Here is a 14,844-nt window from a genome sequence, read left to right on the forward strand (position 1 = left end):
CTAAACCCAGTACGCCACGCGGGAGCGGAAGTTGCGCATGATCACCATCGCGGCGGCGCAGCCCACGACGGTGCAGCCGATCACCACCGCCCAGTGGTAGAACTCCACGTGCTCGCCGAGCAACGGGCCGCGCGTGATCTCGATGTAGTGGAACAGCGGGTTCAGCTCGACGAGGCGGGCCCGGCTGCCCACGCGGTTGCCCATCTCCGGGCCGAGCTTCCAGATGATCGGGGTCATGAAGAAGGCCAGCTGGACGATCGTCGTCGTCAGCTGCGAGATATCGCGGAACCGGGTCGACAGGATGCCGAAGACGATCGTCACCCAGATCGCATTGAGGACGAACAGGGCCATCGCCGGGAAGAACAGCAGCGCCTCCCACGTGATCGGCGGCCGGAACACCGCGACGACGACGAGGAAGATGACGATGTTGTGCGCGAAGATGATCAACTGTCGCCACACGATGCGATACACGTGCACGCTGATCGGCGCCGGGAGCTGTTTGATCAGGCCCTCGTTGGTGGAGAAGACCACCGAGCCGTCGAGCACGGTGTTCTGGATGAAGTTCCAGAAGATCAGCCCGAGGATGACGTAGGGCAGGAACTCCTTGATGGTGAAGCCGAAGAGCGTTCCGTAGAGGATGCCCATCGCGATTGCCGTGACGCCGGTGGCGATGGTGATCCACAGCGGTCCGAGCACCGAGCGCTTGTAGCGCTGCTTGATGTCGGTCCAGCCCAGGTGCAGCCAGAGTTCGGAGTTGTAGAGGCCGTCGACGAGGTCGGCGACCGCGCGTCGGAACGTTCGGGAATCCGACGACTCCGGCGCGGGAGGGATCACCCGCTCATTCGCTGCTACCGACACGGGTCACCAGCATACAAGCGGCTAGAGGTACTGCCCCGGGCCCTGCGGCCCGCCGGGTGCGCCGGGGCCGGGAAGCGCGCCCTGGCGCATCTGTTCCAGCTGGGCGCGGGCGGCCATCTGCTGGGCGAAGAGCGCGGTCTGGATGCCGTGGAAGAGGCCTTCGAGCCAGCCGACGAGCTGGGCCTGGGCGATGCGCAGTTCGGCGTCCGACGGGGTGGCGTCGTCGGAGAACGGGAGCGCCAGTCGGTGCAGTTCCTCGCGCAACTCGGGGGCGAGGCCGTCCTCGAGCTCGCGGATCGACGAGGCGTGGATGTCGCGCAGCCGGTTGCGGGAGGCGTCGTCGAGCGGCGCGGCCTTCACCTCTTCGAGGAGCTGCTTGATCATCGTGCCGATGCGCATGACCTTCGCCGGCTGTTCGACGAGGTCGGCGACGGACGAATCGTCGTCGCCGGTGCCGTCGCCGCCACCGCCCACGACGATGATCTGCTGCGGCGCGTCCTCGTCCTCGGGGTTGGGCAGGGGGATTCCGAAGCCGTGACTCATGGCGACCATTGTGCCAGGTGACGCGTTCTGGCCGGGCTGCCGGATACGCTGATCCGCATGTCCTTCGACGTTGCCCACGCGCGCGGGTTGTTCCCCGTTCTGGGCGACGGTTGGATCCGCCTGGACCCGCAGGCCGGGATGCTCGTGCCGGCGTCCGTCGCGACCGCCGCGTCGTCGGGATTCCGGGAGCTCGGCACCGACCCGGGCACCTTCAACCCGGGTGCGCGGGCGGCGGCCGACTCGCTCGCCTCGGCCCGGCGCGGTATCGCCGACCTGGTGTCCGGCGAGCCGGAGGGTGTCGTTCTGGGGCCGTCGGTGGCGCACCTGCTGTCGGACCTGGTGGACGCGTTCGGCGCGCAGTCGTGGTGGGGGACCGAGGTCGTCGTGTCCCGGGACAGCGATCCGGCGAACATTGCGCCGTGGGAGCGTCGCGCCGGGGCCGCGGGTGCGCGGATCCGGTGGGCCGAGGTCGACATCGAGACCGCGATGGTGCCGACGCAGCAGTATCTCGACGTCATCGGGGACGCGACGAAGGTGGTCGCGGTGCCGCTGGCCTCGTCGACGACGGGGGCCATCACCGATGTCACCGAGATCGCCGAGGCGGCGAAGCAGGCGGGCGCACTGCTCGTCGTCGACGCCACCGCGGCCGCGCCCTACCTCCCGTTGGACTTGGACGACTTGGGCGCCGACGTCGTGCTGCTGTCGGCGCACCGGTGGGGCGGTCCGCGCATGGCGGCGATGGTGTTCGCCGACCCGGGTCGCATCGACGACTTCGAGCCGATCGCCCTCGACCCCGCGGCCGCCGGACCGGCCCGGCTGGAGCTCGACGTTCCGGCGGGCGGGCTGCTCGCGGGCCTCGTTGCGTCGATTGAGCACCTCGCCGACCTCGACGAGGACGCTCTCGGCAAACGGCATCGGCGACTGTCCATCTCGATGGACGGGTTGTTCGAGTACGTCCAGCGCCTCGACGTCTATCTGATCAATTCGCTGCAGAGCCTGTCGTCGGTGCAGGTGTACGGAATCTCGGAGCAGCGCGTCCCGATCACCAGCTTCATGGTCGACGGCGTGCCGGCCGAGCAGGTCGTGCGGCGGCTGGCCGAGAACGGCATCCGGGCGCTCGCCAACGTGCCGAGCCCGGCGCTCGAGCAACTCGGCGTCGACGACGAGGGCGGCGTGGTGACCGTCGGACTCGGGCCGTACTCGACGCCGTACGAGGTCGACCACCTGGTGCGCACGCTCGGTTCGCTCGCTTAGCGGCGTTGGTCCGTTTTGTCCGATTAGGCGGCGGCGGTGTCACCGATGGAACTCGGTAGACTGTCGCGTAGTCAACGGAGACGAGATGAGGCACATGACTGCGGTAGGCAATCCCGAGCACGACAACCGAGGCGTCGAGGGGCAGCTCACGCCGGAGGAACGTCGGGTCTGGGAGTCGGTGACCAGCGGCGGCTGGAAGCTGCTGGAGCAGGTCAACCAGGGACTGTCCGACGCCGGCTTCTCGTCGTCGCCGGATCTGCGGGTGCTGGAGACGCTCGGTCGTGAGCCGCGGATGCGCATCTCGGACGTCGCCGCCGCCACGCACATCCAGATGAGCACCATCTCGCGCCAGATCAGCCGACTCATCGACCAGGGTCTGGTCGAGCGCGTCGACGACGTCGAGGGCGACGACGCCCGCCACCGCTGGGTCCGCCCGACCGCGGCCGGCCGTGAGCACCTGCGTGAGCTCGTCGCGTGCCGCGACGCGATGGTCCGCCAACACGTCATCGATGTGCTCGGCGAGGACGACTTCCGCGCGCTCGGCGAGATCTACGGCAAGCTCGCCTGATCCTCAGCGCCCGCCGGCGTCGTTGATCAGACTCTCGAAGACGTCCATCGGCTGCACCCCGATTATCGGCTCGCCGTTGATGACGAATGCCGGGGTGCCGGTGATGCCGTAGCGGCGGACCGGCTCGGCGTCGCCGGTCACCTGGTGGGCGTAGGTGTCACCGGTGGTGTCGGCGCGAAACTTCTTCAGGTCTTTGACCCCGGCCGCTTTGGCGCGGGCGACGAGGACGTCGATGGTCAGGTCCGCGTGGCCGGTTTCGGGCGCGTCCCGGTAGACGGCGCTGACGAATTCCCAGAACCGACCCTGTGCCGCCGCGGACCAGCCGGCGCGCGCGGCCAAGTCGGACTGCTTTCCGAAGGTGGGGTCGTCGCGCCATTCGATGCGGAGCTTGCCCGGAGTGACGTACTTGCGGATCAGCCGTGGCTGAATGGTGCGTTCGTAGACGCCGCAGAACGGGCAGCGGAAGTCGGAGAACACGACCATGACGACCGGGGCGTCGACACGGCCGAGCGCGCGCGGATCGTCGGGGGTGCGGCGGGCGAGGCCGCTGAGCGGCCCGGTCTTACCGGTGTTTCCGGTCTTTCCGGCGGGTGAGGCGGTCGGCGGCGTCGGTGATTCGTGGCGGGTGCGGCCGTCGACGATCGACAGCCCGATCACCAGGGCGGCGATGGCGGCGAGGACCAGCCAGATGCGCTTACTCATCGACGATCAACAAGACCTTGCCGATGGCGTCGCCGCTGTCGAGGCGCGCGTGGGCGGCGGCGGCGTCGGCGAGCGGGAAACGGGAGTCGACGACGGGCTTGATCGTCCCGTTGGAGAGCAGGGGCAGCGTGGTCTCCAGGGTGGCCGCGACGACCTCGGCCTTGCTGCCCGGCCCATAGGTGGGGCGGGCGCGCAGCGTGGTGCCGATGACCGCCGCGCGCTTGGCGAGCAGTTGGGCGATGTTCAGCTCCCCCGTGATGCCGCCCTGCATGCCGATGATGACGAGGCGTCCGCCGGTGCTCAGGGCGGCGACGTTCTGCTGCAGGTACTTCGCCCCGATGATGTCGAGGATGACGTCGGCGCCGCCGGCCTCCTTGATCACCTCGACGAAGTCCTCGTCGGCGTAGTTGATGGTGATGTCGGCGCCGAGGTCGCGGCACGCGGCCAACTTCTCGGGGGTGCGCGCGGTGACGGCGACGCGGGCGCCGAGGTGCTTGGCGAGCTGGATGGCGTGCGTGCCGATGCCGCTGCTGCCGCCGTGGATGAGGAGGGTCTCGCCCGGCTGCAGGTGCGCGGTGAGCAGCAGGTTGGAGACGACCGTGCAGGCGACCTCGGGTAGGGCGGCGGCGTCGTGCAGTGAGACCCCGGTGGGCAGCGGGATGACCTGCGACGCGGGGACGGCCACGAACTCGGCATAGCCGCCGCCGGACAGGAGGGCGCAGACCTGGTCGCCGGTCCGGAATTCGGTGATGTGGCCGCCGACGTCGACGACGGTGCCGGAGACCTCGAGTCCGATGATGTCGCTGGCACCGGGCGGCGGCGGATAGAGGCCGCGGCGCTGCAGGAGGTCGGCTCGGTTGACGCCCGCGGCGGCGACGCGGATGAGGACCTCGTTGTCGGCGACGGTCGGCGTGGGGACGTCGGCGATGGTCATCTCGCCGTCGTGGCAGGCAATCGCGCGCATGGTCTCGATGCTGGCACAAGTGGTCGGGGAAAGCTCGCGAGGACATGTTCACAGCTGGCTCACAGGAAAATAGTGGCGCATGTCACTGTAGCCGGGTAGTATGAACATAAGTTCGAAGAAAGTGACGTAGCGCCAGTTCGCAGGGGGTGAATCCGATGACCACAGCGGCGACGATTGAGCACAACGTGTTGGCTGATGGTTTGCCGGATTCGCCGATGGAGTTGGCCGAGTTGATCGATGCCGCGGTGGTCAAGTTGGCTGCGGCGCCGTTGGCGCGCTGCACCGATGACGAGGTTTTGGCGACGGTTGAGACGGTGGAGCGGGCGTGGCGGCGAGCCGATGGCGTCAACGCGGCGGTGTATGTCGAGGTCAGTGACCGTGAGGTGTTCAAGCGGGTCGGGCACCGGCGGGCCAAGACGTTCTACTCCCAGTACCTGCGGTTGGGTGATACCGCGGCCAAGCAGCGCGGCGAGGTGGCCGAGGCCATCGGCCGGTTGACCTCGATCCTGGGCGAGCGGTTGGCGCCCAAGCGGCAGCCGGTGGCCGAATTGGTGGCCGCCGGCGAGGTCTCCGGTCATCACGTGCGGGAGATCGAGCAGATCATGCACAAGCTGCCCTGCGATGTTGCCCCGACCGAGGCTGCCCAGGCGGTCGATGTCCTGGCCGAGGCGGCTGCCGGGGTGGCGCCGGAAGTGTTGCGCGGCCTGGGCCAGCGGATCTTGGCGCACCTGGACCCGGACGGCACGTTGACCGATGATCGGGACCGGCGCCGACGCCGCGGCATCACCATCGGCCGCCAGGATGCGCGCCTGATGTCACACATCTCCGGCTGTATCGGCCCGCAGTTGCGCGCCAAGCTCGAAGTCCTCCTGGACAACTGGGCCCGCCCCGGGATGAACAACCCCGACGACGAGGACTCGCTGTCGGGTTCGGCGGCCGACCTGACCGTGCAGGACCGGCAAGCCTTGGCCGACGCGGCGATCCGTGATGGCCGCTCCACCGCTCAGCGCAACCACGACGCGCTTGAGCGGGGCCTGGATTGGATCCTGGGCCACGGGGCGTTGGGGCCACCGGCCCGGTTGCCGGCCGAATTGGTCATCACCGTCGACGAAGCCGACCTGGCCCGCCGCGGCGGGGTCGCGGTGACCGCGACCGGAACGATGGTGCCGGTCTGCGACCTGGTCAAGATTGCCGCCGACGCCACACCCTGGCTGGAAGTATTCGCCCGCGGCACCCGACAGGTGCTCGACCTGTTCCGCGGGGCGCGCATCGCCTCCAAGAACCAGCGGCTGGCCCTGCTCGGCCGCGACCGCGGCTGCACCCGGCCGCTGTGCACCGCCCCGTTCTCCCGCACCCAGGCCCACCACGCCACCAGAGACTGGGCTGATGGCGGCAACACCAACATCGGCGACCTCACCCTGGCCTGCGGCATCGACAACCGCAACGTCGGCACCCACCCGGGCCAATGGGAAACCATGCCCCTGACCCGCGGACCCGACACCGGCCGCACCGGATGGCGCCTGGCCGGCAGCACAGAGCCGTACCGGACCAATCCAGTCCACGACCCGTTGAGATGTCAACGCGGCAGCGAACCCACCAGCGATGCACTCGAGTCCCGGCTGGATGCGGGAGGTTGACGTCGGGTGGTTGGGGGACGCGGCGGGCGACGACTGTTAGCGTCGGCTCGACCGATTCCCGAATTCACTAGGAGAACCGTGAACTCCCCTACGAAGCGTTTTGTCACCCTCGCGGCTGCGGCTGCCGTCGTCATCCTGCCGCTGGCCGGTTGTGGCGCGAAGAAGGAGACCAAGGAGGCCACCGGCGCGAACGATTACGGCGACGTCTGCAGCGGAGCCGCCATCTCGAACGCGGCTGCCGGCGAGAAGCCGTACAAGGTGATCACCTTCCGCAAGGCCGAGAGCGCGACGAAGGATCGGTGGTCGCCGGTCCACGTGTCGAGCAGCACCCCCGGTGCCGTCAACTACAACGACTACAGCCAGGCCAACGCCGTTGCCTGCCTAACGCTCAAGAAGGGGTCGGAGAAGAAGGAGAAGACGTGCCCGATCGAGATGCAGGGCAAGAAGCTCGACCTCGCGCTGTACTCCGCCGAGTACGACGTGGCCGTGTTCGAGGCGAAATCGGGTAAGAAGATCCAGGATCTCGGCACCGTCACGGGCACCGCCGACCGTTGCCCGAGCATCGTCTACACCGACCCGAAGGATCCGCGGGACGTCGCCGAACCGGACCGCGATTCCGTCGCCGAGGTCATCGGCAAGTTCGCGGCTCAATAATCGGTTGACCGTCGGCTAGCCTGATTCTCGAAGGAAGCGTGGCAGAGCGGCCGAATGCACTCGCCTTGAAAGCGAGCGTCGTGAGAGCGACCGGGGGTTCAAATCCCTCCGCTTCCGCAGGTTGGAGCGGTTTCCGGCGAAGGCCGGAAACCGCTCTCTGAGCAGGGAGCCGCGCACATGGAAACCCGTCAACTCGGCGCATCGGGTCTGTTCGTCCCGGTCCTCAGCTACGGCACGGGCTTCTTCGCGCCGCACTTGGACGACGGTCCGCCGACGCTGGATCAGGACGAGGCCCGGCGGATGGTCGGCATCTGCCTCGACCACGGCGTCACCATGTTCGACACCGCCACCACCTACGGCCTCGGCCATTCCGAGGAGATCCTCGGCAAGGCGATCAAGGGCCGTCGCGACGAGGTCCTCATCTCGACCAAGGCGGGCATGCCGTCGGGCCCGGGCCCGAATCAGGTGGGGCTGTCGCGGCTGAACCTGACCAAGTCCATCGATCAGTCGCTGCGCCGGCTCGGCACCGACTACATCGACCTGTTCCACGTCCACATCTTCGACGGCCTGACGCCGGTGGAGGAAACGCTGTCGACGCTCGACGACTTCGTCCGGGCCGGCAAGATCCGCTATCTCGGGGTGTCGAACCAGTCCGCGTGGCACGTGATGAAGGCGCAGGCGCTGGCCGAGAAGTACGGGTACTCGCGCTACGTCGCCCAGCAGATCCACTACTCCCTGCTCTGCCGCGACTATGAGCTCGACCTGATGCCGCTGGGCGCCGACCAGGGCTTGGGCGCGATTGTCTGGAGCCCGCTCGCCTGGGGACTGCTCACCGGACGCATCAAGCGCGGCGTTCCATGGCCCGAGAACAGCCGGTTGAACTGGATGTTGAAGGATGCCCCGCCGTTCGCGGAGGACGACCTCTACGCGATCGGCGATGCGTTGGAGGACGTGGCCGAGGAGACCGGGAAGACGGTCCCACAGGTCGCGATCAACTGGCTGCTGCAGCGGCCGACGGTGTCGAGCGTGATCATCGGTGCGCGCACCGAGGAGCAACTGCTGCAGAACATCGACGCGGCCACCTGGGCGCTGACGCCGGAGCAGGTGGACCGCCTCGCCGCGGCGAGCAAACTGTTGCCGCTCTACCCGAATTGGCACTATGCCCGCTACGCGGCCGACCGGCATCCGACGCTGGTCGACATCGACGGCGACGCGTGGCTCCCGGAAATAGTCAACCCCTCGGACCGATAGCCCGAGGGGTTGACGTGAAGCGCTGTTGACCTAGGACTTGTGGAAGTCCGGCATCGGGAACTCCATGGCGGCGACGATCGCCATGCCGACGGCGGCAGCCGTGGGGTCGACGACCGGGATGCCGATGGCCCCCTGCAGGAGGTCGCGGGCCGGGGACATGCCGGCCTCGCCGAGCACGATCACGTCGGCGCCGTCGGCGATCAGCTCCTTGGCGACCTCGATCATGCGGTCGGCGACGACCTTCGGGTCGAGGGCGACCGTCGGGTCCGTCGCGTTCGCGGCGTCACCGAGGTCGATGTTCATCGGGCGCTCGCCGGCGATGCGGTCGATGATGCCGAGCGACTTGTAGTACTTGAGGTGGCGCTTGACGGCGGCATCCGAAATCGAGATGACGCCGACCTTGTCGCCGAGCGCCAGGGCGGTGTTGATGCCGGACTGGTTGACGCCGAAGACCTTGCGGCCCTTGGCGGCCTTGCGCGCCTCGGCGAGACCCGGGTCGGCGAAACAGGCGACCACGAAGACGTCGGTGTCGGGCCGGGTGCCGATGTACTTGGTGATCGGCGCCTTGACGCTGTCGATGTTCTCCTGCGTCTCCATCAACTTGGGGCCGCCCGGCAGGGTGACCACCTCGATCTCCGGTGCTTCGGCGAACATCAACGGTTTGATCGTGTACTCGATCCGGGCCCGGATCGACTCGTTGTCGTCCGCATTGATGACGGTGATCTTCTTGCGCTTAGTGGTCATGGCTACACCATAGGCCGAGGTCTGATGGGGGGCTCGGTAAATCGGCCGCCGCGCCGCTTTCCACAGGAGATGGACAGTTAGCGGGATTCTGAACACGCGCGCTGTCATAATTCGGCCATGCCCACGCCCGAGCCGCTGCTGCCCGTCGACGAAGAGCTGCACACCGCCGGCGCGGACCCGCATTGGCAGGAGAGTTACTACTTCAACTGGGCCGACCTCGAGGGCACGGCGTTCGGCCTCGCCCGCGTGGGTATCCGGGTCAACGAGGGCCGCGGCGACGGCGTCGTCGTCATGTTCCGCGACGGACGCCGTGAACTCGTCTACGGCGGACTCGGCAAGAAGGTGACACCCGATCCGCGTGCCGAGACCGGCCTGACCGTCGGCCGCCTGACGATGACGATGGACGAGCCGCTGCAACGCTGGCGCATCAAGCTCGACGGCACCGACACGATCGATCTGACCTGGACCGCCCTCGCGCCGCCCTTCGACTTCGACGAGTCCGGCGGCGCCGACGTCCTGGCCGCTAGGCACTTCGAACATCCCGGCAGGGTGGTCGGCACCACGCGGATCGATGGTCGCGAGCACACGGTGAACGGCTTCGGGACCCGCGACAAATCGTGGGGCCCGCGCGACTGGGGAAACATCACCGGCTGGGACTGGATCTCCGCCCAGTTCGGGCCGGATCTCGCCTTCACCGCCATGCAGTCGCTCGGCAACGGCCCGGCCGACCAGTCCGGCTTCGTCTACGACAACGGCACCTGCACCGCCATCGACCACTTCACCGCGCACTTCGACTGGGCGTCGCCGGACCTGGTCCGCAAGCTCACGCTGACCATCACCGACCAGGTCGGCCGGGAGTACCGCGTCACCGGCACGCCGATCGTCGGCGCTCCGCTGTTCAAGAGCGGCATGGTCATCCAGGAGACGCACGCCCGATTCGAGGCGACCGTCGACGGACGCACCCGCGTGGGCGCCGGGATCATCGAGCACACCTTCCACGGCTCGCCGTCGACGATGATGCGCTGGGCGCCGCGACTGCTGCCCGTCGCCAAGGACGTGCTGAAGTCGAGCCGGCGGTGATCGTAGAGCTGACCCCGACGACGTCGGCCGACGCCGACCACATCGGGGGCAAGGGCGTCGGCCTCGTCCGACTGCTCGCCGCGGGTGCGCGCGTGCCACCCGCCTGGTGCATCACCGCCGACGTCTCCCTGGACCCGGGCGCCCGCGCCGCCTGCCTCGCCGACGACCTCGCCCGGTGGTGGGATTCGACGGCCGGGCCCGAGCACCGCTGGGCCGTCCGTAGCTCGGCGGTCGCCGAGGACCTCGCCGACGCGTCCTTCGCCGGCGTCTACGAGACGATCCTCGGCGTCGACTCGCTGCCCGCGCTGCGGGACGCCGTGACGCGGTGCTGGGCGTCGGTAGAGGCCGGCCGCGCTCGGGTCTATCGCGGCGAGCACGACGCCGTCGACCGCGGTGCGATCGCCGTCGTGCTCCAGCAGATGCTGGCACCGCAGACGGCCGGGGTGCTGCTCACCGCGAACCCGGTGCGACCGTTCGCGCCAGAGTTCGTCATCGACGCCGGGTGGGGGCTGGGTGAATCCGTCGTGTCCGGGCGCACCGAACCAGACCACTACGTCGTCGACGCCGCGACGGGCGATGTCACGCAGCAGCAGATCGGCGCGAAGGAGACCGAGTGCGTCTACGTCGACGGCCGTGTCGTCGAGCGGCCCGTCGACCCGGAGCGACGCGAGCAGCCCTGCCTGTCCGAGTCGGACCTGCGATCGCTGTGGCAGCTGGCCACGACGGTCACCGACCGCATCGGCCCGCGGCGCGACCTGGAGTGGGCCATTTGCGCGGACGGCCCGTACCTGCTGCAGGACCGCCCGATCACCAATCTGCCCTCGCCCGACCCCGGAGAGATCTGGTCCCGCCGCTTCGGCGACGAGTACCTCGCGGAGTGCACGTTGCCGCTGCCGGCCGACGTCATGGTGCCGTGGATCGTCGACGTCGCGTTCAAGGAGATGTCGCAGTTGCAGGGCCGTCGCGACCTCGCCGACGACGAGCCGGTCCAGCTGCACCGCGGCTACGCCTACTTCAGCGGCCGCTACTATGCCAGCGTGCTGCAGATCCTGCCCCGGTCGATGCGCACCAGCAGCGCCAACGCCTGGTTCCCGCCACAGGTGGAGGAGTGGATCGCCGAGCCGTCGTGGAACCTGCGCCGCATGCCGAGCGCGATGCTGTCGACGTTGCGGGACCGCGGGCGCAGCGGGCCGCGCCGCAACCTGCAGGCGCTGCAGGACCACTGCGACGCCATCGAGCGCGACATCCTGCCGCTGCTCGCCCAGGACTACGACGCCCTCGACGACGAGCAATGGCGGCAGCAGTTCCAGCAGGTCGACGACTTCGGGCGGGAGCACTTCCGGGTGATCCGCTGGGGCATGACCCTCTACAACCCGTTCCTGCACTCGCTGCTGGAGCGCCAACTCGCGTCCTGGTGCGACGACGAGTCCGGCGAGCTGTACCAGGACGTCATCGGCGGGCTCGACGACACGCACACCGCGACCATCAACCGGGAGATCGCCGCGCTGGGCGAGTCAGCGGCCAAGGACCCCGACGTCGCGACGGCGATCGAGTCCGGAAGCGACTACGACGCCGTGCGCGCAGCCACTCCGACGGCGCCGTTCTGGGCGGAGTACGACGCGTTCCTGGCCCGCCACGGCCACCGATCGGCGAGCCGCGACATCGCCAAGCCTCGCTGGCGCGAGGAGCCCGAACTCATCCTGGAGTTCGTGCGGGCGCAACTGCGCGGTCGCACGGCAGCGCCGTCGGGACCGCCCCGCGCGTCGGCGAAGCAACGCAGCTCGGCCGCCGTCGCGACCGCCCTCGATCGGGCCGGCCGCGGACCCCTCGGCGGCGTCCGTCGGCGGACGCTCAGCGGCCTGATCGAGCGGGTGCAGGCCTACACGCGCTATCGCGAGAACCAGCGATACCACCTCGACTACCTGCTCACCCACCAGCGGTCGCTGGTCCTCGCGCGGGCGAGAAAGCTGGTGCGAGACGGGGTGCTGGCCGACCCCGACGACGCCTTCTACCTGACCGGTCCGGAGTTCCTCGGCGGCGCCACCGACGGCGACGAGACGCTCAAGGAGGTCGCCGCCCGGCGTCGCGACGAGTACGCCGCCTACGCGCGCCGCGGCTCGGCCACGTACCTGTTCGACGACGTCGAGACCGAGGTCGAGCCACCGTCGGAGGACCTCGGCGACCTTCCGCCCGGAGCACTGCGGGGATCGGGCATCTGCCGAGGCCGCGGCCGGGGTCCGGCACGCCGAGTCCGGGAACTCGCCGACCTCGGCTCAGTCCGGGCGGGCGACGTCCTGATCGCGCCCAACATCGACCCCGGTTGGACGAGCGTGTTCCCGCTGCTGGCCGGGCTCGTCATCGAGACCGGCGGCATGCTGTCGCACGGTGCGATCCTGGCGCGCGAGTACGGGATACCGGCGGTCAGCGGCGTCGTCGGGATCGATCAGATCGTCGACGGCGCTCCCGTCGAAGTCGACGGGGACCACGGGCTGATCACCGCCGTCGGGTGACTATCGGCCGAAGCCGCGGACGATCGGGGTGTTGCTGATCGGGTCGTCGGTGCCCGCGGTGGTGTTGCAGTACGCCAGGATCGCGGTCTTGTTCGCGGTGACGAGGAGTTCGCCCGGCTGGTCGAAGCCCTTGTCGTCCTCCAGGAACTTCATGACGACGTCGGTCTGCTCGGGACCGGTCAGTTGGACGTACTTGCCGCAGGTGGTCTGGCTGCCCTTGTTCTTGTCGACCACGTCCTCGATCTGGCTGCAGGCGGACAGGCCCAGACAGGCGAGGACGGCGATGCCGACGGTGAGCTTCTTCATGGATGGCTCCTGACTAGAGGTTCGATTGCCATCGAACCTACCCGCTCACATAGCCTTCTGCGTGTGAGCTACTCCCGATACGTCGCCCTGGGCGATTCGTTCACCGAGGGCGTCGGCGACGACGACCCGTCGTTGCCCAACGGGGTGCGCGGCTGGGCCGACCGCGTCGCCCGCGCGCTGGAGGCGGCCCGCCCCGGCGTCGAGTACGCGAACCTGGCCATCCGCGGCCGCAAGCTCAAACCCATCCTCGACGAACAGCTCGAGCCCGCCCTCGCCATGGCGCCCGACCTGGTGACCATCCATGCCGGCGGCAACGACGTGCTGCGCCCGTCGATCAACTTTGCCGACCTGATGAGCGCCTACGACGAGGGGGTCGCGCGCCTGCGCGACACCGGCGCGACCGTTGCCATCTTCACCCCGCACGACACCGGCGACGTACCCGTCTTCGGCGCCCTGCGCGGCAGGTTCGCGTTGCTCGCCGAGGGGATGCGCGAGATCGCCGACCGGCGCGACGCGGTCCTCGTCGACTATTGGCGGATCCGCGACTTCCAGGATGCGCGCATGTGGTCCCACGACCGGATGCACATGGGCCCGGCAGGGCACCAGCGCATGGCGATCGCCGTCCTCGACGCCCTGGGCGTGCCGCACGACCTGCAGCCCCTGCCGCTGCCGCCGCGCGAGCGTCTGCCGCGCGGCAGACGGATCGCCGAGGACGCCAAATGGGTCGGCGGCTTCGTCGCCCCGTGGGTGGGCCGCCGGATCCGCGGCGTCTCGTCGGGCGACTCGCTCACTCCGCGCTATCCGCACCCGACGCCGGTCGCCGACCTGCCCGAGCGGAGTCGGTCGTGAGCTATCCGAATCTGGCCGTCGCCATCGAACCCGTTCGCGACCCGTGCCTGGTCGAGGCCGTTGTGGACGCCGGTGGTCGAGTGGTGCCACTCGCGGAAGCGCGGGTCCTGGTGTGGCTGGCCGGCCCGGACACCTTTCCGAGCCTGCCGGACGCGGTCGAGTGGGTGGCGCTGTCTTACGCCGGTATCGAGGCGTACCTGGCGTCCGGGGTGCTTGACGATCGTCGGCTCTGGACCAACGCCTCCGGCTTCTACGCGGCGGGGTGCGCCGAGCATGCCCTCGCACTGTTGCTCGCCGGGCTGCGCCAGATCCCGGCATCGGTCCTTCTCGGCTGGAACGACGCGGTCATCCCGCCCGCGGTCCGGACGCTGCGCGGCGCGACCGTCACGATCATCGGGGCCGGAGGCATCGGTCGGGAGCTCGCGCCGCGGCTCACAGCGTGCGGCGCCCGTGTGATCGCGGTCAACCACTCGGGCCGAAACCTCGATGGTGCCGATCTCACGCTTCGCTCGACGGAAACAGATCGAGCGCTGGGCGAGGCCGACCATGTTGTCCTCGCCGCGCCGTCGACACCGAGTACCCACCACCTGCTCAACGACCGCACGCTCGGTTTGCTCAAGCCGCACAGCTGGGTCGTGAACGTCGCGCGTGGCCCGCTGATCGACCAGGCGGCCCTCGGCCGTGCGCTGCGGGCCGGGACGATCGCCGGCGCCGCGCTCGACGTGACCGACCCGGAACCGCCCGCTGACGACGATCCGTTGTGGTCGTTGCCCAATCTCATCGTCACCCCGCACATCGCGAACCCGGCACCCGGGCTGACGCGGGAGATGGCGCCGTGGCTGGCGGAGAACCTGCGCCGGTTCGCCGCCGGCGAGGACCTGGTGGCAAGAGTCGATCCCGCGCGGGGCTACTGAGCCTACGATC

At 69.1% G+C, this 14,844-nt stretch carries 15 protein-coding genes and 1 tRNA gene; 10 read left to right on the top strand and 6 right to left on the bottom strand.

Annotated elements, in window-relative coordinates:
* Together QM728_RS00470 and QM728_RS00475 are read right to left on the bottom strand one after the other, a co-directional pair.
* A complete protein-coding gene (locus QM728_RS00470) occupies window positions 1-858 on the bottom strand; it encodes an ABC transporter permease (RefSeq protein ID WP_415030092.1) in 858 nt (285 codons plus the stop codon).
* A 21-nt stretch (window positions 859-879) separates the two neighbouring features.
* Complete coding sequence (locus QM728_RS00475; protein WP_415030093.1) at window positions 880-1,401, bottom strand: bacterial proteasome activator family protein; 522 nt, start codon at window positions 1,399-1,401, stop codon at window positions 880-882.
* Between the two features lie 57 nt (window positions 1,402-1,458).
* Here QM728_RS00475 and QM728_RS00480 point away from each other — a divergent pair, with 57 nt between their 5' ends.
* Together QM728_RS00480 and QM728_RS00485 are read left to right on the top strand one after the other, a co-directional pair.
* On the top strand, window positions 1,459-2,655 hold the full coding sequence (locus QM728_RS00480) for an aminotransferase class V-fold PLP-dependent enzyme (RefSeq protein ID WP_415030094.1): 1,197 nt from the start codon (window positions 1,459-1,461) through the stop codon (window positions 2,653-2,655).
* 94 nt (window positions 2,656-2,749) lie between these two features.
* A complete protein-coding gene (locus QM728_RS00485; RefSeq protein ID WP_415030095.1) occupies window positions 2,750-3,223 on the top strand; it encodes a MarR family winged helix-turn-helix transcriptional regulator in 474 nt (157 codons plus the stop codon).
* A 3-nt stretch (window positions 3,224-3,226) separates the two neighbouring features.
* Here QM728_RS00485 and QM728_RS00490 read toward each other — a convergent pair whose 3' ends face one another.
* Both QM728_RS00490 and QM728_RS00495 read right to left on the bottom strand, forming a co-directional pair.
* On the bottom strand, window positions 3,227-3,925 hold the full coding sequence (locus QM728_RS00490) for a DsbA family protein (protein WP_415030096.1): 699 nt from the start codon (window positions 3,923-3,925) through the stop codon (window positions 3,227-3,229).
* Window positions 3,918-4,889, bottom strand: a complete 972-nt coding sequence (locus QM728_RS00495) for an NAD(P)H-quinone oxidoreductase (RefSeq protein ID WP_415030097.1) — start codon at window positions 4,887-4,889, stop codon at window positions 3,918-3,920. Before QM728_RS00495 ends, QM728_RS00490 begins: the two co-directional genes overlap by 8 nt.
* Window positions 4,890-5,044: 155 nt before the next feature.
* Here QM728_RS00495 and QM728_RS00500 point away from each other — a divergent pair, with 155 nt between their 5' ends.
* From QM728_RS00500 to QM728_RS00515, 4 genes are all read left to right on the top strand, one after another.
* On the top strand, window positions 5,045-6,526 hold the full coding sequence (locus QM728_RS00500) for a DUF222 domain-containing protein (protein WP_415030098.1): 1,482 nt from the start codon (window positions 5,045-5,047) through the stop codon (window positions 6,524-6,526).
* A gap of 78 nt (window positions 6,527-6,604) precedes the next feature.
* Window positions 6,605-7,180 (top strand): hypothetical protein, encoded by a 576-nt coding sequence (locus QM728_RS00505; RefSeq protein WP_415030099.1) that lies wholly within the window; start codon window positions 6,605-6,607, stop codon window positions 7,178-7,180.
* A 32-nt stretch (window positions 7,181-7,212) separates the two neighbouring features.
* Window positions 7,213-7,297: transfer RNA gene (locus tag QM728_RS00510), tRNA-Ser, on the top strand.
* 60 nt (window positions 7,298-7,357) lie between these two features.
* Entirely contained in the window at window positions 7,358-8,431 is a 1,074-nt protein-coding gene (locus tag QM728_RS00515; protein WP_415030100.1) for an aldo/keto reductase, read from the top strand.
* Window positions 8,432-8,461: 30 nt separating this feature from the next.
* Here the strand turns inward: QM728_RS00515 and QM728_RS00520 are convergent, their stop codons facing one another.
* Complete coding sequence (locus QM728_RS00520; RefSeq protein ID WP_415030101.1) at window positions 8,462-9,175, bottom strand: aspartate/glutamate racemase family protein; 714 nt, start codon at window positions 9,173-9,175, stop codon at window positions 8,462-8,464.
* Between the two features lie 117 nt (window positions 9,176-9,292).
* On the opposite strand from QM728_RS00520, the gene QM728_RS00525 reads away from it, so the two are divergent.
* On the top strand, window positions 9,293-10,255 hold the full coding sequence (locus QM728_RS00525) for a hypothetical protein (RefSeq protein ID WP_415030102.1): 963 nt from the start codon (window positions 9,293-9,295) through the stop codon (window positions 10,253-10,255).
* Complete coding sequence (locus QM728_RS00530) at window positions 10,252-12,765, top strand: PEP/pyruvate-binding domain-containing protein (RefSeq protein WP_415030103.1); 2,514 nt, start codon at window positions 10,252-10,254, stop codon at window positions 12,763-12,765. The genes QM728_RS00525 and QM728_RS00530 overlap by 4 nt, the downstream gene beginning before the upstream one ends.
* Here QM728_RS00530 and QM728_RS00535 read toward each other — a convergent pair whose 3' ends face one another.
* Window positions 12,766-13,071 (bottom strand): hypothetical protein, encoded by a 306-nt coding sequence (locus QM728_RS00535; RefSeq protein WP_415030104.1) that lies wholly within the window; start codon window positions 13,069-13,071, stop codon window positions 12,766-12,768.
* Window positions 13,072-13,134: 63 nt separating this feature from the next.
* On the opposite strand from QM728_RS00535, the gene QM728_RS00540 reads away from it, so the two are divergent.
* Both QM728_RS00540 and QM728_RS00545 read left to right on the top strand, forming a co-directional pair.
* Window positions 13,135-13,920 (top strand): SGNH/GDSL hydrolase family protein, encoded by a 786-nt coding sequence (locus QM728_RS00540; protein ID WP_415030105.1) that lies wholly within the window; start codon window positions 13,135-13,137, stop codon window positions 13,918-13,920.
* On the top strand, window positions 13,917-14,834 hold the full coding sequence (locus tag QM728_RS00545) for a D-isomer specific 2-hydroxyacid dehydrogenase family protein (RefSeq protein WP_415030106.1): 918 nt from the start codon (window positions 13,917-13,919) through the stop codon (window positions 14,832-14,834). Before QM728_RS00540 ends, QM728_RS00545 begins: the two co-directional genes overlap by 4 nt.
* The last annotated feature ends 10 nt before the right edge of the window (window positions 14,835-14,844 follow it).

The organism is Gordonia sp. (in: high G+C Gram-positive bacteria), assembly GCF_047602025.1.
Taxonomy (GTDB): domain Bacteria; phylum Actinomycetota; class Actinomycetes; order Mycobacteriales; family Mycobacteriaceae; genus Gordonia.